Source organism: Sorangium sp. So ce381 (assembly GCF_051473845.1).
GTDB classification, from domain to species: domain Bacteria; phylum Myxococcota_A; class Polyangia; order Polyangiales; family Polyangiaceae; genus Sorangium; species Sorangium atrum.
This window is the reverse complement of sequence record NZ_CP150336.1, coordinates 9,555,088-9,572,303: the sequence shown is the minus strand read 5'-3', so window position 1 is coordinate 9,572,303 and position 17,216 is coordinate 9,555,088. Positions and strand designations below refer to the sequence as shown.

The following is a 17,216-nucleotide window of genomic DNA, read 5'->3' as shown; positions in this document are numbered from 1 at the left end:
CGCCTGTCGAGCCTCGATCCAGGCCCCGATGGGGCACCCGGAGCGGCATTGATGGGCTGTTTTGTCGCTGTTTTCGCGCTGGTGCAGGTCAGATCATGTGTTGAGTGAAGAACTGTAAAGACGTTTTGATAAGTGTGATGTCGCGAGCGTGGCGCAAGGCAGCGAGGTAGGGGCGCGCCGGCGCGCCCGCTCTTCCGGCGGGGCGAGGGCGATCCGGGCGTGCACCGTCGCTCGGTCGCTCGCGCGCTTGCGCCGCTCGCGTCGCTGCGCGCGCACCTCGGCCGCGCTCTCTGGTAGCGTGGGCCCGTGCAGCCTCGCGCCACCGCCTGCGGCCTCCCTCCTGCGATCGTCCTCGGGGCGGCCGTCGCCTTCCTCGCTCCGGCCTCGGCGCGGGCCGCGGACCCGGCCCCGGCCGTCGCGATCGACCTCGGGGGGGTGCAGCTCGAGCTCGTGCTGGTGAAGGCGGGGCGCTTCCGCCAGGGCTCGCCGCCCGCGGAGGCCGGGCGCAGCGACGACGAGGCGGTCCGGGACGTGACCCTCGGCCGCGACTTTTACCTGGGGAAGTTTCCGGTCACGGTCGGGCAGTTCGCGCGCTTCGCCGCGGAGACCGGCTACCGCACGGAGGCCGAGGTCGGCGCCTCCGGCGGGTTCGGGTTCGACGGCAAGGGCCTCTCGCAGCGCAAGGAGTTCACCTGGAAGACTCCCGGCTTCCCGCAGACCGACGTGCACCCGGTGACGCTGGTGACCTTCAAGGACGCGGGCGAGTTCACCCGCTGGTTGACGCAGAAGACCGGCCGCGCCTTCGACCTGCCGACCGAGGCGCAATGGGAGTACGCGGACCGCGCGGGGACCCAGACGCGGTTCTATGCGGGGGACAACGACAGCGCCGCGGCCGCCATCGGGTGGTTCAAGGCCAACGCGGGGAGCGGGACGAGGCCTGTCGGGCAGAAGCAGCCGAACGCCTTCGGCCTGCACGACATGAGCGGCAATGTCTACGAGTGGTGTCGCGACTGGTACGGCCCCTATGCGCCCGGCCCGGCGGTCGACCCCGAGCAGACGGCGCCCCCGGCCGGCGACAAGCCCCGGCGCGTGCTGCGCGGCGGGTCGTGGCTCAAGGACGCGAAGCACCTGCGCGCCGCCGCGCGGTACCGCAACGACCCCGGCAGCCGCAACGCGGACAACGGCTTCCGCGTCGTCGCCGCGCTCTCGGCGAGCGCGCCTGCCGTCGCGCCCGGGCCGACCCCGCCGCCGGCGGCGACCGCGCAGGCGCCTCGCTCGAGCTCCTGGTCGACCGCGGCGATGGTGGGGTTCGTCGGCGGCGGCGTCGTCCTGGCCAGCGCCGTCGTCGGCCTCATCGGCCTGCTCGTGCACCGCGCGGTCGGCCGCAGGCCCATGGCCGGGGGGCCGCCAGGCGTGACGTTCCGGCCGCAGGGCGACGGCTTCTGGCTGCACGCGCCCCCGCACCTGCACGGGTCGGTGCTCCACTACCGCTGCCTCGTGAAGGGCGCGATGCGGCGCGCGTCGGTCCCGATCGAGCCGGGCCCGCGCGGGCAGTTCGTCTACACGGGCGGCGTCCCTTCCGCGGTGGAGGTGGAGCAGATCGGCGCGGCCGCGTGGGCAGCGCCGCGCGCGGCCGGGTGGGCCGCGGCGCCGTCCGCCGCGCCGCGCGCGGCCGTGGGCGCCGCGGGGCGACGCTCGAGGGACCGCATCTCGAGCGCGCCCGACGTGGCCGCCGCCGCGCCGTTCCGCGGCTATCCGTCGGCCTACTGAGCCGCGCCGCGCGATCGCGCATGTTTCGCATGTCTCGCATGTCCCGCATGCGCCGCCCGCTCTGCGCCGTCTTCGCCGAGGCGCCCGCGCAACGCGCCCGTGCCGGCCGCACGCTGCGCGCGCTCCGGCTCGCCGGGCTCGCGCCGGTCGATCTCACGGCGGCGCCGCTCGCGGCCGCGGCGGAGGAGCTCGCGGCGGGGCCGGTGTGGCTCGTGCGCGGCGGCGCCTGGCCTGCGCCCTCCGCGACGCTCGAGCCGGACCCGTTCCCGCCGCCGAGCGACACCGGGCTGCCGCTCTGCGCGCTCGGCGCCGTCCTTGCGCCGATCGATCTGCCGGCGGTCGTCCCTGCGCGCTCCGACGCCACGGTGTGGGCCGACGCCGATGCCACGGCGTGGGCCGAGCTGCTGCGCGCCACGGGCGGCGAGCTGAGCCGCGCCGCGCGCGCCCGCCGCGCTCCGGGGCTGCCCCGCGCGGCGAGCGTGTACCTCGACGGGGCGCTCGCCGCGGGCGTCGCGGCGCGGCTCGGCGCGGGCGAGCCGCTCGACGCCGCGCTCCAGGGCGAGCTCGGGGCGCGGCGGGCGCGCGTGGTGCGGCACGCGCCGCTCGACGTGTGCGACGACGCGGCGCCGCGGGTCGCGCAGGTGGTGACCAGCTTGCAGCAGGGGGGCGCCGAGCGGATCGCGATCGACCTCGCCAGGGAGCTGCCGCGGCGCGGCGTGCGCTCGCTCGTCTGCGCGGTGTACCGGCCGACCCGCGCCACGTTCACCGCGCCGCCGGGGGCGCTGGATCTGTCCGATGCGCGCGGCGATCGGGAGGCGCGCTTCGACGCGCTCGCCCGCGGGCTCGCCGCGTGGGGCGCGGATCTCGCGCACGCGCACCTGCTCGACGCCGAGGATCTCGCGCGGCTGTCCGCGCGCGGGTACCGGCCGCTCGTGACGGTGCACAACGTGGCTGCAGGCTGGCCGGCGGGCCTGGATCGACTGGCTGCGGACGACGCGGCGCTGCTCGTTGCGTGCGCGCGCGCGGTCGAGGCGGAGCTCGCGGAGCGCGCGCTGCCGATCCCGGCGCGCACGGTCTGGAACGGCATCGACCTCCCGCCTGCGGAGGCGGCGCGCCGGGCCGAGGCGGCGGAGGGGCAGTGCGTCGGGTCGGCGGAGGCAGTGCGCCGATCCGGGTCGGCGGAGGCCGCGGCGTGGCGGAGGCGCCTCGAGATCGCGCCGGACGACCTCGTGCTGCTCGCCGTGGCGAACCCGCGGCCGCAGAAGCGGCTGCACCTGCTGCCTGCGATCCTCGCTGCCACGCGGGCCGCGCTGGCGGCGGCCGGTGATCCGCGGGCGGCTCGGCTCGTCATCGCCGGGAGCGCCTCGCCCGGCAGCGAGCAGGCGCTGGCCGCGGAGGCGGAGATCCGGCGCGAGGTCGACCGGCTCGGCCTGCGCGCCGAGGTGCGCTTCGCGGGGGCGGTCGGCGACGTCGCCGGCCTGCTCGCGGCGGCCGACGTCCTCGTGTCGCCGAGCGCCCACGAGGGGCTGAGCCTCGCGCACCTGGAGGCGCTCGCGGCGGGCCTCCCGGTCGTCGCGACCGGGGCCGGCGGCACCGCGGAGATCGCGGCCGAGACGCCGGCGATGGTCCACCTGCCGCTCGACGCCGCGCCCGAGCGGTTCGTCGGGGCGATCGTGGCCGCGGCGCGCGCCGGCGCCGCTGGCGATGCGCGCGACCCGTCGACAGGCGGCCGGGAGGTCGCGGCGGAGTCGCGCGCCGGCGTAGGGCCGCCGAGCGGCCGGGAGGTCGTGGCGCGGCACTTCAGCCTCGCGCGGATGGCCGAGGGCTACGCGCGGCTCTACCCGCGGGCGATCGCGCGGAACCGCGGCCTGCGCCGGGGCGACGGGCTGCTCCTCGTCACGAACAACTTCTCGATGGGCGGGGCCCAGTCGAGCGCGCGCCGGCTGCTGCTCGGCCTCGCGGCGGCCGGCGTGCGCGGCCGGGCGGCCGTGATCGAGGAGCAGCCGGAGTACCCGACGCCGGGGCGGCGCGCGCTCGAGGCCGCGGGCATCCCGGTGCTGGCGGTGCCTCCGCCGGCCGACATCGAGCCGGCCGAGGCGGTGGAGCGGCTGCTGCGCGCCATCGAGGAGGACCCGCCCGAGGCCGTGCTGATGTGGAACGTGATCGCCGAGCACAAGGTGCTCCTGGCCGACGGGCTGCTCGACGTCCCGCTCTTCGACATCAGCCCGGGCGAGATGTACTTCGCCTCGCTGCGCCGGTATTTCGCGTCGCCGCGCCGCGGGCTGCCCTACCGCGCGCCGCGCGACTACGGCGCTCGCCTCGCCGGGGTGATCGTCAAGTACGGGGCCGAGGCGGCGCTCGCCGCCGAGGTGCTCGGGGCGCCGGCGCACGTCGTGCCGAACGGCGTCGCGCTCTGCCCGCGCCCGGTTGCGGCGTCGTGTTCGCCAGCGCCCGAGCAGCGCGCGTCCGGCGGCGGGCGCGCGTTGCTCGCGATCGGGACGGCGGCGCGGATCCACCCGCACAAGAAGCTCGACGAGCTCCTCGCCGCGCTGCGCCTCGCGGCGCCGCGCTTGCCGCCGCACGTGCTGCGCATCGCGGGCGGCGTGGAGCGCGGCGCCGAGGCGTACGCCGAGGGGCTGCGGCGGATGGCGGCGGGGCTGCCGGTCGAGTGGGTCGGCGAGCTCGCCGATACGCGCGCGTTCCTGCGCGAGCTCGACGTGTTCGCGCTGATCGCCGAGCCCGCCGGGTGCCCGAACGCGTCGCTGGAGGCGATGGCCGAGGGGCTGCCGGTGGTGGCCACCGCGGTCGGCGGCATGTCCGAGCAGGTGGACGACGGCGTGACGGGCCGGCTGGTGCCCCCGGGCGACGCGGAGGCGCTCGCCGCGGCGCTCGTGGAGCTCGGCGCCGATCCGGCGCGGCGGGCGCGCATGGGGGCGGCGGGGTGGGAGCGCGCGCGGGAGCGGTTCTCGCTGGAGAGGATGGTCGCCGACTACGTGGGCGTGTGCCTGGGCGGGCGGGACGCGCGGGCGAGGTGAGATGCTCGCCAGGTCGGCAGGGATCGCGCCAGCTGCCTCTGGTTGGGGGGGGTCACTCGATTTCTACGCAGATGGCATCACCGAGCTGGCGAGAGTCGGTCGCGCGGATGCCGCAACCGTAACCTACACCGTCGATCGATCCCCCTCCGCCGATCCTCGCGATCCCCCAGTACCCGACGTGAGTGCATATCTCATCCGAGTAGGCGGAGGCGGTAGCGAAGTCCACGTGCTCGAAGCCTTCCAGGCACTGCTCTCCGCCTCTCACCACCGCAAAGGTGGTCCCGTCAATGTCAAAGAGCTGGTAGTTGGGTTTGCAGAGCGTGTATTCCAGCTCGCGGGTATCGTTGGCGTGCTGCTGGCAGTTGTTCCACGGGCCATCTATCGAAGCCCCGTCTGCGAGGCGAAAGACCCCTGAATAGGGGAGCTCATCGCAGCGGGCGAGAAACGTCCAGAAGGCGTCGACTGGGGCGAGCGGCGTGTATCCTGCGGGGCAAGATTCTCCTTCGTAGACTCCGAACACCGTCTGAGCTTGAGCGGGTGCGCTCAGCGAGATGCCTCCGGCGACGAGGCTGCAGAGCAGGGCGCGCATGGGTGTCATCTGATAGATGTGTTTCATTGGTTTGCCAATGTGTTGTTATGTTGAGTTAACTTCCAAGCCAAGCGCGAGGCCAGGTTCCATCCTCCGTCATGCCCTCTGCACCGGCGAGCCACAAGATGAGCCCGCCGCAGCCGGAGGTCCGGAGGCAGGCGCATCCGATCCGCCCCGCCCGGCAACCGCGCCAGGATCATGTCCAGAGTATGCGGCGACACGGTGGGCGACACCAGACAGCGAGCTGGAACGGCGGCGTTCGAGAGGTGAAACAATGCTATCGGGCGCGGGCGCGTCGGCCCTGCATCCTGGCGGGCACGGGCAGACACGAGAGGGCCGGCATCATCACTTCAGGCGCAGGTAGAACTCCGCCGCGTCGAGGCGGTTCATCGAGCCTGCCGGACCGGTGACGATCGCATGTTGGCCGGCGACGAGCAGACCGGCCGTGGAGAGCGCCTTCATGCCGCCTTCGACCTGCTTCGCCGTGGCCCCGGACGCGGACAGATCGACGCCGTCGAGCGGACCGCTCAGGTCGGTGTTCAGGCCATGCTCGGAGAAGGAGGGACAGGGATACGTCACGCACACGATCCCGGTGCTGTCGACCCGAGAAAAGTGGCCGTTCGGCGTATTGCCCGTCGCCCCGAGCCAGATTTCGCTGGCGACGAGGACGTCAGCCGGCCGCGACCGCAGGTCGCCGAGCGCGACCTGCTTCAGGCCGCCGCGGACCAGCGCCTGCCCGGCGCCGAACGCCTCTCTTGCTTTGGCCTCGGTCGAGCGGTCGAGGCCGAGCCCGGACAGATCCAGCTCGAACATGTGGCATTCTTCTTGCCAAGTCCCATCGGCGCAGCGGGTCACGCTGGTGTTGACGCGAGCGACGAAATGGCCGCCGCAGATCGGCGCGACGCATTTTCGGTAGTCAGGATGGGTCGCGATGAAATAGTCCGCCACGGCGACCTCGGCCGCGGCCAGCGCGCCGACATCGTCCTCGACGTCGAGCTCGGACTGGGCGAGGTCCCCCGCGAGGCCGCCCTCGCGCGGGGCTTCGCAGGCGAGCGCTGGCACGGCCAGCACGCCGAGCAAGGTCAGCAGCGAAAGGCGATGATGGGTGAGGTTGAACATCGGTGTTCTCCAGGAGCGGACACGGGTCGACGTGGATGCGAGCGCCCGGGCCGGTCCGCAAGCTCTGGGCGCCTTCATGGGCTTCCACGCGTCGAGGGGGCGAGCTGTCGTGAGCACGGTACGCTCCTGCCGCCCTGCCACCTGCTCGCCGTGCTTCGCCCGGAGACGATCGGCTCCAGCGAATGAATGTAGTGTGCTAGCAGACCTGCCGAGTGAAAAGCGGGTCGGAGCAAGAATTCGACGAGCAACGAGGCGTCGCGAAATCCACCTGAAGTGACGTGGATTGTAGGGGACTGTCCCCCAAGCTCATCGGTGCTTTACGGAGAGCTTGACGAACTATGCTGGCACGGGATCGCGCCGATTCTTGCCGCGGTTCTGACTCGGATTTTGCCGCTATCGTTGCTCGCGCATCCCCGTCCTCCGTGGCCGAGCGCCGCGGGGAGCATCCGATCTCGAATCGGGACCAGGGTTGGCTGGCCGCATGAGGGTCGGTCGCAGCGAGCTGCGTCCTACCCCGGCTTCTTCGCCACGAGGAACGCAACCATCTTCCCAGCACCAACGTCCCTCTCCTCGATCTCGACGAACCCTGCCTCGCGCATCTCGCGGAGGATCGTCTCGCGATCGTAGGTGTAGACGAACGGCGCCTTCCCGAACCAGCGCATCACCGTGATGATCGCGCCGTAAGGTAGCCAGGTGCTGCCGAGGCAGACATTGGACGAGATGAACGAGCCGCCCGGCTTGAGGAGGTCGAAGATCGTCTTGAGGGTGCGCCTCCGATCGGGGACGAGGTGGAGGATGGAGTAAGCCCAGGCGCTGTCGAAGTGCTCGGGCTCGTACGGGGTAGGTCCGTCCAGCGTGCCCTGGCGGAAGGTGACGTTGGTCGCGCCTTGGGACTGCTTCTTCTGGTTGGCGATGCGGATCATCTCGCCCGAGACGTCCATCGCGTGGATGTGGCCCGCGAACGGCGACATCTCCAGGGCGAGCGAGCCGGTGCCGCAGCCGATCTCGAGGACCGTCGAGGCCGGGCGCAGGCGCTCGCGGGTGATGGCCTTCTTGCGCTCGAAGGCAGCGACGTTCGCCACCGGCTTGGCGGCGTACTTCTCGGCGAGGTCGTCCCAGAACTTGGCGTCGGCGGTCATGGTGGTCATGGTGGTCGATGAATCTACGCACGCGGCGCGGCTGCGCCCGGTGCAGTTTCGTGACGCAGGGGCGCAGTTTCGCGCCACCCCTCGGCCTCGCCGCGAAACAGCGCCGCGCGCTCCGTCATCGCCGCGGTGATGCCCTCGCGCGCGGCCCGCAGGCGCGCGTTGTCCCGGAGGTCGCGGTGGCTGAGGAGCCAGAAATCGGCGACGTGGCGCAGGTCCGGCCTCGCGAGGCGCTGCAGCCCGGGCTCCGGATCGCCGGCGTACGTGGGTAACATCGCGAAGCCGAGGCCCGCGTGCGCGGCCTCCATCATGATCGCCATCGACTCGAACGTGCCCCAGATCGGAACCTCGGGATAGCTCGACGACGCGACGAGCTCCTTGACGATCCTGTGCACGCTGGATCCGAGCCAGCGCGCGGGGCGCGCGCCGCGCTCGGGGTCGAGCCGGGCAGCGTGCGCGGTCGCGACGTAGCTGCAGAGGGTGATGGGGGCGAGCCGCCGCCCGATCAGGTGCTCCGGCGGGGACGCGCCGGGCAAGAGCGCGCGCACCGCGACGTCGGCCTCGCGCTTCGAGAGATCCAGGTTCTTGGCGTCGGCATCCAGCTCGAGCTCGATGCCTGGATGCTGCTCGCAGAGGCCGGCCAGGGCGCGGAGGAGGATCTTCGCGATGAACGGGTCGGTGCAGGTCACCCGCACGGGCCCCTCGAGCCGCGCGTCTTGCCCGGCGATGCCGCGCTCCAGCGCGGCCATCTCCCGCTCGACGCGCTCCGCCCCCGAGACCATCTCGTTGCCCGCGTCCGTCAGCTGGTACCCGTCGCGGTGCCTGTCGAACAGCTTCACGCAGAGCCGCGCCTCGAGGGCCTCGACCCGCCGCGCCACGGTCGAGTGGCTCACGCCGAGCATCGAGCCCGCCGCGCGGACGGAGCCCGTTCGAGCGAGAGCGAGAAAATGGCGCACGTCGTCCCAGTCCACGGCGCCGCTAGAATCCCTGGTAGTCGACCTTCATCTGATCATAGGGAGCGATCATGCTCTCGATGATATCTCCGCTCGGCGCGAAGATGCGCTCGTGCCACTCGGTCGGCTCCCAGATGAAGGTGCCGAGCCCGCGCTTGTCCGGGAGGTTGAACATCAGGTCGTTGGCGGCGCGCTTCTCCCACGAATACTCCGCCACCACGAACTTCAGGTCGGGATAGCGCTTCACGAGATCATCGAAGTTCGCCTTCCACCCCGAGGGCGGCCCCTGGTACTCGGTGTAACAGGACTGGCCGAGCACATCGAACTCGACGCCCTGCCCGCGCACGCCGTCGACCCACCAGCGCGTCGCCGCGTTGTCGTCGCAGCGGTCGAGGTGCAGCATGACGGTGATGGTGTCGTCGGCGTCCTTGACGCCCTGGATCCCGGCCTTCAGGAGCGAGCCCAGCCCCTGGAACGCCTGCCCGGTGACGAAGCCGTCAGGCCACAGCAGCCCCTGCGGGATCTCGTTGCCGATCTGGACCATGTCCGGCCGCGCGCCGGCGGCGCTCAGCTGCTCGATCGCGTCCCGCGTGAACTCGCGCATGGCGCTCGCCAGCGCGTCGCCCTCGAGATCGGTCCAGGCGACGGGCTTGTGTTGATCGTCGGGGTCGGCCCACACGTCGCTGTAGTGAAAGTCGAGCAGGAAACCCATGTTCGCTCGCTTCACGCGCCGCGCCATCTCGATCGTGTGCTCGAGATCGCAGAAGCCCTCTGGCGAGTAGGGGTCGTCGTCGACGGCCGCGTCGGCGTACACCGCCGTGGGGTCATTGAACAGGCGCAGGCGGATCCAGTTGAACCCGTGCGCCTTCAGGATCTCGAGGATGTCCTTCTCGACGAGCTCACCCGTCCGCGGGTCGATGTCGCGGAACACCTTGCCTCCGGCCTCGCGCTCCTGCACCCAGGAGATGTCCGCGCCGAGGATGAAGCCCTGGGGCGCGCCCGGCGTCCCGTCGCCTCCGCTCCCGCCCGTGCCCGAGCCGCCTGCGCCCCCCGCGCCCGCGCCGCCGGTGCTCGCGGACGTTCCACCCGCGCCGGCTCCGCTGCCGCTCGTGCTGCCGCTCGCGCCGCCAGCTCCGCTCCCCGTGGACGCCTCGGCGCCCGTCGACGCGGCCTGAGCGGCGCCGCCCCCGCCGGCCGCCCCGGCCCCCGAGCTCTCACCGCACGCGGAGAGCGCCGGGAGCAGCGCCATCACACCCATCCATCCAAGCTTCTGTCGCAGCATCCCTGACCCCGGCGAGGATCCTACCATTGGCCATTCGCGCGATCACGGCGCACGAAGAGGGCGCGCTCGCGATCGCGGCGCCGCCGGTAGAAAGATCCGCTGTCGACAGGCCTGCCGCAGCGGCTGGAGGGATGCAGCTGATGCCGCTGAGCTCACGCGACCTCAAGACAGCGCCAGCGCCCGGGCCCATCAATGGCGAGGGCCCGCCGCACAGCGTGTGCGCGGCGGGCCCTCGGAATGCTCACAGACGATGTGTTACTGCTGCTCCGGCCCCTTGCCCATCCAGTAGCTCTCGGGCGGACCCAGGAGGCTCTCCTTCACGCCACCGGCGTCCACCACGATCTTCTGGACGACCACGCCCGGGTGGACCATCCACACCTTCAGCGTATGGTCACCCGCCGCAGCGATCGTGTGCTTGGTGCGCATGATGTTGGCGTTGTCCGAGGTGTGCCGCTCCCAGATCTTGTTGCCGTTGCCGTTGAGCTCGACGGCGTAGCTCGTGTTGACCTTCTGGATCGGACCGTCGTCGAACGACACCGCGTACTGCAGGCCATCGGCCCAGTTCTGGAAGTTGTTCCTGGGCGACACGTAGACATACACGTTCACCGGGCCGCTGCTCGTGAGGTGCATGTCGTACTCGAGGCGAGGCGACTCGGCGCCGGGCACCTGGGTCTCGGCCGTCACCGGGAACGGCGTCACGCCCGACCCCGTGCGCCCGATGTCCGGGAGCACCTTCCACTCGACGTCATCCGTGCCGATCGCGCGGCTGTAGTGATCCGCTTCCATCGACACGTAGCCGTTCGCCTCGATGAAGCGGTTCGGCTTCCACGCGACCTGCCGCGGATCCTCGACGCGGGCGATGACCTCCACCGAGCTCCCGTCCGAGCCGGTGACCGTGATCGGGACATCGACCGGGAACGTCTGGTTCGTGGGGATCATGACCCAGTCGACCCTCACCGTCGCGCGCACCTCCTTGTCGACGATACCGTGGCTCGGATAGACGTTCAGCCACGGCGGGCAAGGCGTGTTCGCGGCCCAGCCGGAGGGGCACTCGACCGGGAGAGCGACGTCGATCGTGTACTCGAGCGGCGCGCTGCCGCGGTTGAACACCTCGATGTACTGCTCGGGCTGCGTCTGATACCGGCTGAACGTCGGCAGGACGGCTTTCGCCGTGGTCCCGTCGCCTGCCCCTTCACCCGTCCAGAAGTTGCTCGATCCGTCGATCGCCACGCCGAGCTCCGCCGCCGCGGGGACATCGATCGAGACGAGCTCGGGCCAGATGAACTCCTGGATGTTGTTGTACTGGTACTCGGGCTGCTGCCAGGACGGGTTCCCCGGCGCGCCGTAGCCGATGTGCGGCTGCGTCTGGAAACCTTCCCACTTCCCGCTGGCGAGATCGTGGTTGTAGTAGGAGGCGAGCGCCAGATCGTCCTGGAGCCGCGCCTCCGCGACGGCCGCCTGGTCGTTCGTGGCCGCGCGCCCCTGCGCCGCGTACAGCTTGTTCTTGAACCCTGCCAGGCGCAGCGCATACAGGTTCGCCGTCGCCTTCACCTGGTAGAGCACGAGCTGGAAGTAGGCGTCGTGCGCCTCCTCCGGCAGGAGCCTCTCCACGAACTCCGCCTGCGACGCCAGCGCCTCCCACTCCTCCGTGACGCTCTCGAGCTCGCGGTAGTTCGTGAGGCTGAACGGGCTCGCGCCGTCGTCGTACGTGATCGCGGCCGTGTCGGGATCCGGGACATCGGTCGTGGGCGCGCTGACCATGAGATCGTAATCGACGGTGATCTTCCGGTTGGTCAGCTCCGGCTTGCGATCCGATTGCAGCAGCGTGTAGCTGTGCAGGATGTCGGCGATGATGTCCGCGTGCTCGGAGCCGAACTGCTGCTCGGTCCACCGCCGCTCCCAGTCGCCGATGCGCTCGACCGGCCAGCGATCCGGGTTCCACGCGTAGTCGAGGAAGAACTGGAGCGGGAGCTCCTCGTTCTTGAAGTCTCCGACGTTGACGACCCAGAGCCGATCCACGCCGTAGTTGTAGGCGAGGTGGAGCTGCTCCCAGACGTTGGGCAGGAGGATCGTGTCGACCCACTTGTAGTTACGGCCGCCGCCGACGTAGTCGAAGTGGTAGTAGAGGCCGTAGCCGCCGGCCCGCTTCTCGCTGGGCTTAGGCAGGCGCTTCATGTTGGACCAGTTGTCGTCGCAATAGACCACCGTGACGTCGTCCGGCACGGTGATGCCGGCGTCCCAGTAACCCTGGATCTCCTTGTACAGCGTCCAGACCTGGGGGATGGTCGTCACGTCCTGCCCCGTCACGTCCGCGAGGATCTTCCGCTGGGCCGCGACGATATTCTGCATGAGCGGGATGCCGTCCGCCGGGGGCAGGCTGACGTCGCCGGGGCCGCGCATGCCGAGCGTGACGACGCCCTCGATCTTCTGGTCGACCATCCGCTGGATGCCCTTGGTCCAGTGCTTCTTCAGCGCCTCGGAGTTCACCGAGAAGCGCCACTCGCCGGTGCCGCCGTACGGATCGTTCCCTGGCTTGGTGATGGTGCCTGCCGCATCCCTCTGCGCCGCGACCACGTGGCGATTCCACTCCTCGATACCCTGCATCATCGGGGCCTCGTGCGAGGTCCCCATCACGACGCCGTACCGCGTGGCCGTCGCGTGGTTCTCCGGGTCGTCCTCGCCGAACGCACGGCCCCAGACGGCGGGCCAGATGTAGTTCGCCTTCATGCGGAGCGCGACCTCGAAGATCTTCTCCCAGTAAAGGTGGTTGAGCCCTCCGGGGAAGCCCTCCGCCTTGCCCGGCCCGAACATCTTGGCCGCCCAGTTGCCCGTCGCCGGGTTCTCGTCGTTGATGAAGAACCCACGGTACTTCACCTTCGGCTCGCCCTGGGTGTGCTGCCCGGGGAGCACGAACAGCGCCTGCTTCTTCTGCACCGGGACGTCGTCCCACCAGTACAGGGGCGACACGCCGATCTGCGAGGAGAGGTCGTACGCGCCGAAGATGGTGCCGCGCTGGTCGCTGCCCGCGATGACGAGCGCTCGGTCCACGCCCTCGATCGGCTGCTCGACGATCTGCGTGACGAACGTCTCCCACTTCCCGGTCAAGCCCGAGACATCGAGCCTGTCGCCCTCCACCAGCTGATCGATGATCGGGCTCTTGCCCACCGTCCCGACGAGGACCACTTCCTTCGCTGACGCCGGGATCTCGTGGCTGACGGCGGCGGCGGTCCCGGTCACCCGCTGGATGTCCGCCGCGAGGTCGTCCACGACGCGGTTCACGCCCGCATAATCGCTCTCGCTGACGACCAGCGGAGCGACCTTGCCGCCCACGGCGAGGGCGAAGCGACCCGCTCCACCCTCGGTTGAAACGTACTTCTCCAGGGAGCCCGTCACCGGGTCGACCGGCGACACCGGCGTCTCGCCGGGCGGGCCCTGCGGCCCCGGCTCGCCCGGCTCACCGGGCGCGCCCGGCTCCCCCGGATCGCCCGGATCACCCTTCGCTCCATCCGACCCGCAGGCGGCCAGCGAAGCGAGCGACATGGGGAGCAGCAAGCAGAGTAGCGAGGATCCGATTCGACCCTTCCTGATGGCCATGCGTGCGTAACTCATAACGGTGTTTCCCTCGTTGATGCGGCTGACCGGCGTCGTCGACGCGCCCGCGCTGGACACGGGCCGTGACCTCCGGCGCTGAGGCCGGGCGCTCCTATGCAATCGTCCAAATCCCTGCGGCGATCCGCGCGATCGCGACCGTGATCCCGGTGATCACGAGGCGCTGTTCCGAACGAGCACGCCGCGGCGATCCCGGTGATCACCACGGCGCGACAGATGAAGCTCGGAGGCGGCGTACGCCTTCTCTGCACAAGTTGGCTGGGTGTCACCCAGGTTGCACCTCGCTGGTGTGGCCCGGGAGAATTCCCGCAGCGCGCTGATCTGATCACGCAATCGCCTCGATTTTTCGGGTCGGCATCCATTTTCGTCGTCGCGGCGCGCGGGTGGATGCCGTCATGCATCGAGGTGGCTGTTGCACGGCGCGCGCGTCCCCTGGCTTACCGCAGCGGTGATGAGTGACAGTGTTTATGAAGTTCCGCTCGTCGATGGGGAAGAAGGCGTTGTTCCGGTAAACGATGTTTCCCTGAGCCTCTGCAACCGTCGAGAGCGACGCCGCAACGACATTCGAAACGCCAAGATGCCGCATCCGTCACGCTGCCTCGAAGCGAACAAGGATAAGTAATACTCATTACAAATAACCCAAGAGAGGGGTACAGCCAGGCTGGCCCGTTCCGGCGCGATACTGCTTCGAGAACAGCGCCATTGCAAGAGGAGGCTTTCGGGCGCTCAACAGACCTTCGAGGCTCGGGGGCGTGCGTCACAATGTGCCGTGGTGGTGGGCCACGATGGTCCGTTTGTGTCATCGTGGCTCACGACCGCGAGCTGAAGGCGGCGCGTCCATGTCGCGGCGCTTCGGGTTGCGACGTCGTCGCCCCGCCGCTGTCCGCCTGCGGATGGGGTCTGGAGTCGCGGATCGCAACGGCGCCGCCGCGATGCGAGGACGGTGTGGCGCGCCGCTTGCTTTGTGCCATGCCTGGCACAGTCTCCACAGACTCGTCGAAAGGGCAATAGCATGAGAGCACATCGCGTCATTCAAGGAGCGCTCCTCTTGGCAGCGGCTCAGCTTCCTTTCATCATCGCTTGCGCGCGCGTCGTCGAGGGCTCGGACGGCGCCGAGACCGAGGCGGAGCCGGACAGGAGCGACGACACGGATCCCGGACCGGAGTCGTCCGACACCACGTCGGGCGGCGGCGCGGAGGCGACCGATCCGGCCCTGGATCTGTTCGCTTGCGGCTTCGAGCCGAGCTGTGAGCGGGTTATCGTGCACATCTACCCGATCCCGCCAGAGACGCTCCCCTGCGCGGCCAGGCTCGTGCTCGGAGGCGGCACGGGCGTCCTCAACTCGCTGCTCACCCCTGGTCCGTACGTCGACGAGACCGAATCGCTGATCTTCGTGCAGGGCGACGGCACCGCGCTTGTGCAGACACGCGAGAGGCACTGCGGGCGAGAAGGGATGGAGTGCGGGCCGACGCCGGTGTGGGAGCTGTCGCAGCATCAGATCTGTGACCTCGTTGTCTCTCCGGACCTCGAAGCAGCGTGCGAAGCCGACGCCGCGGAGTGCGCCTTCAGGCCGTGGGGTGACGTGAGGAACTGCCGGGCCGTCGAGGAGCACACCTGCGAGGACGTCGCCGCCCTGCTCGCGGCCATGTGATCGCGACGGGGCGCGCCGACGCGAGCCGCCGAGGACGGGCAGATCCTGCTTCAGAACGGCCAGATCGTCTGTTCCAGCTCGGAGAGCGAGGAGACCTGGGACTCCCAGCCTTCGAGCCTGAGCTGGAACCTGAGATTGCTGTACCGGTGCAGCAGCGCGAGGGCCATCAGCTTGCGGCTCAGCGCTGGGCCCAGGTCGGCAGGCGCGTATCCGCAGGCGCCCAGAAAGGCGCGCTGGAGGTCCGCGCTGCCGGCCGACAGGAAGAGGCACGGGCCCAGGAGATCGTACTCGGGTGCTCCGAGGCACGCGTCCGCGAAGTCGATCATGCCGGTGACGCTCCACCTCCCGCCCGCTCGGGTCACGAGGAGGTTCTGCGGGGTGTATTCGCCGGTCAGCAGGACCGGGGCCACGGACCTCGGCAGGAGGGCGCGGGCGGACTCGAGGTAGGCCGGGATCTGCGAGGCGAGGCGCTCGGGCAAGCCCATCCGCCGGTGCCGGCTCTCGCATCCGGCGATCTGGCGCTCCAGGAACGCATCCCAGCCGAGATCGATGCTCTCCAGTCCAGCGGTGGGCAGCGCGTGGGCGGCCCGCATGATCTCGCCGATGCGGGCGAGCGCCTCGGCGCGCTCCGCGCCGCTCATCGCGGGCCAGGCCTCTTCGAGCGTGCGCCCCGGGAGGCGCGATATCACGAGATAGGGCCAGCCTTCGAGCTCCGCTTGCCAGAGGAGCTCCGGCGTGGCCACGGGGACGGTCCCGTGGAAGCGCCCCAGCGAGAGGCGCTCGGCCTCGAACTGGTGCCGGAGGAAGGGCGGGAACAGCTTGATGATCTGGCCTGCGTCGTTCGAGACGACCACGTTGGTCCCGTGCGCGAAGGCGGAGAGCCCGCCCGACGAGAGCCCGTGGCGCTCGCACACCCCGCGGATCGCCGGGAGAAAGGCCGGGAGGTCGGCGCGGATCCGGTCGAAGCCGGCGGGGCCGTCGAACGACGGGAACAGGGATCGATCGCCAGGGGGCGCGCTGTGGTCGGGCGGCATCGAGGCGGCGGGTACCGTAACTCGCGCGCGCCGGCGCGGCCATCGCGGAATCGGACCGCGTGCGCTCGTGGTGAGCTTGGGCCGCGGGCCCTGCGCGAACAGGGAGATCTGGTGGCGGGGCCCGAGCCGTCGGATAATCCTCCGCGGGAGAGGTCGCTCCCCGAGCTCACCCGGTCCGCCTGAGAGGAGCATTCCGCATGCAGGTACCCGACGCCCCGGAAACCTCCATCGAGCAGGTCGTCGCGATCTGTTCCTCGGCGCCCGGCGCGCCCGGTTCGGTCGGCTCCCGCTCCCGGGGGCGCGACGTCCTCGAGGAGGACGGCGGGTGAGCGCGCCCCTATTGCGGACCGCAGCGAACCGGGACCGGGCGCGCGCCGCCGTGGCGGCGCTCGGGGTCGGCGTGCTCCTGAGCTGCCTGGGCCCGACGGCGGGTCAGGTCGATCTGCCGGGCTTCGACACCCCCGTCGAGAAGGCGCTCTCGTTTCCGGCGGGAAAGGCGCTCGAGTTCCCGGTGCACGCCGAAAGCTACGAGCACAGCGGCGCAAACCATGTGCGCATCGAGGTGACCTTGCTCCGTGGAGGCGCGCCGGTCGGCACGATGGCGTGCGACGGCTTCGAGCTGGAAGGCGACGCCGGGTGCGGATCTAGCGCAACCCACCTGAACGGCAGCTGCGCGATGACGGTCCCCTCCGGTGGGAGCGATGCCATCCGGGTCGTGGCGAGGCTCGCGAGCAGGGATAACTCTGCCTCATTCGAAGGGCTCAGCGTCTATATCCGGGATTGAAGGCGGTTAGCGCGCGGCGAAGGCGGGCAGGGCATAGGCGTTAACCAAGCTTCGCGCCGCGTTCTCCTACATCCGAACGTTTACGTTTACGTGGTCGTGGTCGTGGTCGTGGTCGTGGTCGTGGTCGTGGTCGTCAACGATAGGCCGTGAACGACCACGACCACGACCACGACCACGACCACGAAAACGTTTACGTTTACGTTTACGTTTACGTTGGTGACCGATCGACCTCGACCTGGAGCCTG

Annotated in this window: 12 protein-coding genes; 5 read left to right on the top strand and 7 right to left on the bottom strand. The window is 70.5% G+C overall.

Going from position 1 to position 17,216, the window contains the following annotated elements; translation table 11 throughout:
* Positions 1–306 precede the first annotated feature (306 nt).
* Together WMF29_RS35945 and WMF29_RS35940 are read left to right on the top strand one after the other, a co-directional pair.
* The gene (locus tag WMF29_RS35945) at positions 307–1,770 is read left to right on the top strand and encodes a formylglycine-generating enzyme family protein (protein ID WP_437324623.1); all 1,464 of its coding nucleotides are present in this window, start codon (positions 307–309) and stop codon (positions 1,768–1,770) included.
* Positions 1,771–1,808: 38 nt separating this feature from the next.
* The gene (locus WMF29_RS35940) at positions 1,809–4,805 is read left to right on the top strand and encodes a glycosyltransferase (protein WP_437324622.1); all 2,997 of its coding nucleotides are present in this window, start codon (positions 1,809–1,811) and stop codon (positions 4,803–4,805) included.
* Positions 4,806–4,857: 52 nt separating this feature from the next.
* On the opposite strand, the gene WMF29_RS35935 is transcribed toward WMF29_RS35940, so the two are convergent.
* The 6 genes from WMF29_RS35935 to WMF29_RS35910 form a co-directional block, all read right to left on the bottom strand.
* Positions 4,858–5,394 (bottom strand): hypothetical protein, encoded by a 537-nt coding sequence (locus tag WMF29_RS35935; protein WP_437324621.1) that lies wholly within the window; start codon positions 5,392–5,394, stop codon positions 4,858–4,860.
* Between the two features lie 345 nt (positions 5,395–5,739).
* Positions 5,740–6,513, bottom strand: a complete 774-nt coding sequence (locus WMF29_RS35930; protein WP_437324620.1) for a DUF6748 domain-containing protein — start codon at positions 6,511–6,513, stop codon at positions 5,740–5,742.
* A 509-nt stretch (positions 6,514–7,022) separates the two neighbouring features.
* Positions 7,023–7,661: a class I SAM-dependent methyltransferase gene (locus WMF29_RS35925; protein ID WP_437324619.1), complete on the bottom strand. Its 639-nt coding sequence runs from the start codon at positions 7,659–7,661 to the stop codon at positions 7,023–7,025.
* A 14-nt stretch (positions 7,662–7,675) separates the two neighbouring features.
* Complete coding sequence (locus WMF29_RS35920) at positions 7,676–8,614, bottom strand: LysR family transcriptional regulator (protein ID WP_437324618.1); 939 nt, start codon at positions 8,612–8,614, stop codon at positions 7,676–7,678.
* A 22-nt stretch (positions 8,615–8,636) separates the two neighbouring features.
* Complete coding sequence (locus tag WMF29_RS35915) at positions 8,637–9,860, bottom strand: glycosyl hydrolase 53 family protein (RefSeq protein ID WP_437324617.1); 1,224 nt, start codon at positions 9,858–9,860, stop codon at positions 8,637–8,639.
* A 288-nt stretch (positions 9,861–10,148) separates the two neighbouring features.
* Positions 10,149–13,433, bottom strand: coding sequence for a glycosyl hydrolase 115 family protein (locus WMF29_RS35910; protein ID WP_437324616.1), 3,285 nt, complete (start codon positions 13,431–13,433; stop codon positions 10,149–10,151).
* A gap of 1,117 nt (positions 13,434–14,550) precedes the next feature.
* Between WMF29_RS35910 and WMF29_RS35905 the strand changes: the two genes are divergently transcribed.
* The gene (locus WMF29_RS35905; RefSeq protein WP_437324615.1) at positions 14,551–15,153 is read left to right on the top strand and encodes a hypothetical protein; all 603 of its coding nucleotides are present in this window, start codon (positions 14,551–14,553) and stop codon (positions 15,151–15,153) included.
* Positions 15,154–15,203: 50 nt separating this feature from the next.
* On the opposite strand, the gene WMF29_RS35900 is transcribed toward WMF29_RS35905, so the two are convergent.
* Positions 15,204–16,187, bottom strand: a complete 984-nt coding sequence (locus WMF29_RS35900; protein WP_437324614.1) for a phosphotransferase family protein — start codon at positions 16,185–16,187, stop codon at positions 15,204–15,206.
* A 197-nt stretch (positions 16,188–16,384) separates the two neighbouring features.
* Between WMF29_RS35900 and WMF29_RS35895 the strand changes: the two genes are divergently transcribed.
* Positions 16,385–16,516 carry a hypothetical protein gene (locus tag WMF29_RS35895; protein ID WP_437324613.1) on the top strand — a complete coding sequence of 44 codons (132 nt, stop codon included), beginning with the start codon at positions 16,385–16,387 and terminating at the stop codon, positions 16,514–16,516.
* A complete protein-coding gene (locus tag WMF29_RS35890) occupies positions 16,513–16,971 on the top strand; it encodes a hypothetical protein (protein WP_437324612.1) in 459 nt (152 codons plus the stop codon). The genes WMF29_RS35895 and WMF29_RS35890 overlap by 4 nt, the downstream gene beginning before the upstream one ends.
* The last annotated feature ends 245 nt before the right edge of the window (positions 16,972–17,216 follow it).

Bases quoted from the DNA above. Each gene is read 5' to 3' on its own strand.
- WMF29_RS35940 (WP_437324622.1), top strand. From the start codon at position 1,809: ATGTCCCGCATGCGCCGCCCGCTCTGCGCCGTCTTCGCCGAGGCGCCC.
- WMF29_RS35935 (WP_437324621.1), bottom strand. From the start codon at position 5,394: ATGCGCGCCCTGCTCTGCAGCCTCGTCGCCGGAGGCATCTCGCTGAGC.
- WMF29_RS35930 (WP_437324620.1), bottom strand. From the start codon at position 6,513: ATGTTCAACCTCACCCATCATCGCCTTTCGCTGCTGACCTTGCTCGGC.
- WMF29_RS35925 (WP_437324619.1), bottom strand. From the start codon at position 7,661: ATGACCACCATGACCGCCGACGCCAAGTTCTGGGACGACCTCGCCGAG.
- WMF29_RS35915 (WP_437324617.1), bottom strand. From the start codon at position 9,860: ATGGCGCTGCTCCCGGCGCTCTCCGCGTGCGGTGAGAGCTCGGGGGCC.
- WMF29_RS35910 (WP_437324616.1), bottom strand. From the start codon at position 13,433: ATGTCGCTCGCTTCGCTGGCCGCCTGCGGGTCGGATGGAGCGAAGGGT.
- WMF29_RS35900 (WP_437324614.1), bottom strand. From the start codon at position 16,187: ATGCCGCCCGACCACAGCGCGCCCCCTGGCGATCGATCCCTGTTCCCG.
- WMF29_RS35895 (WP_437324613.1), top strand. From the start codon at position 16,385: ATGCAGGTACCCGACGCCCCGGAAACCTCCATCGAGCAGGTCGTCGCG.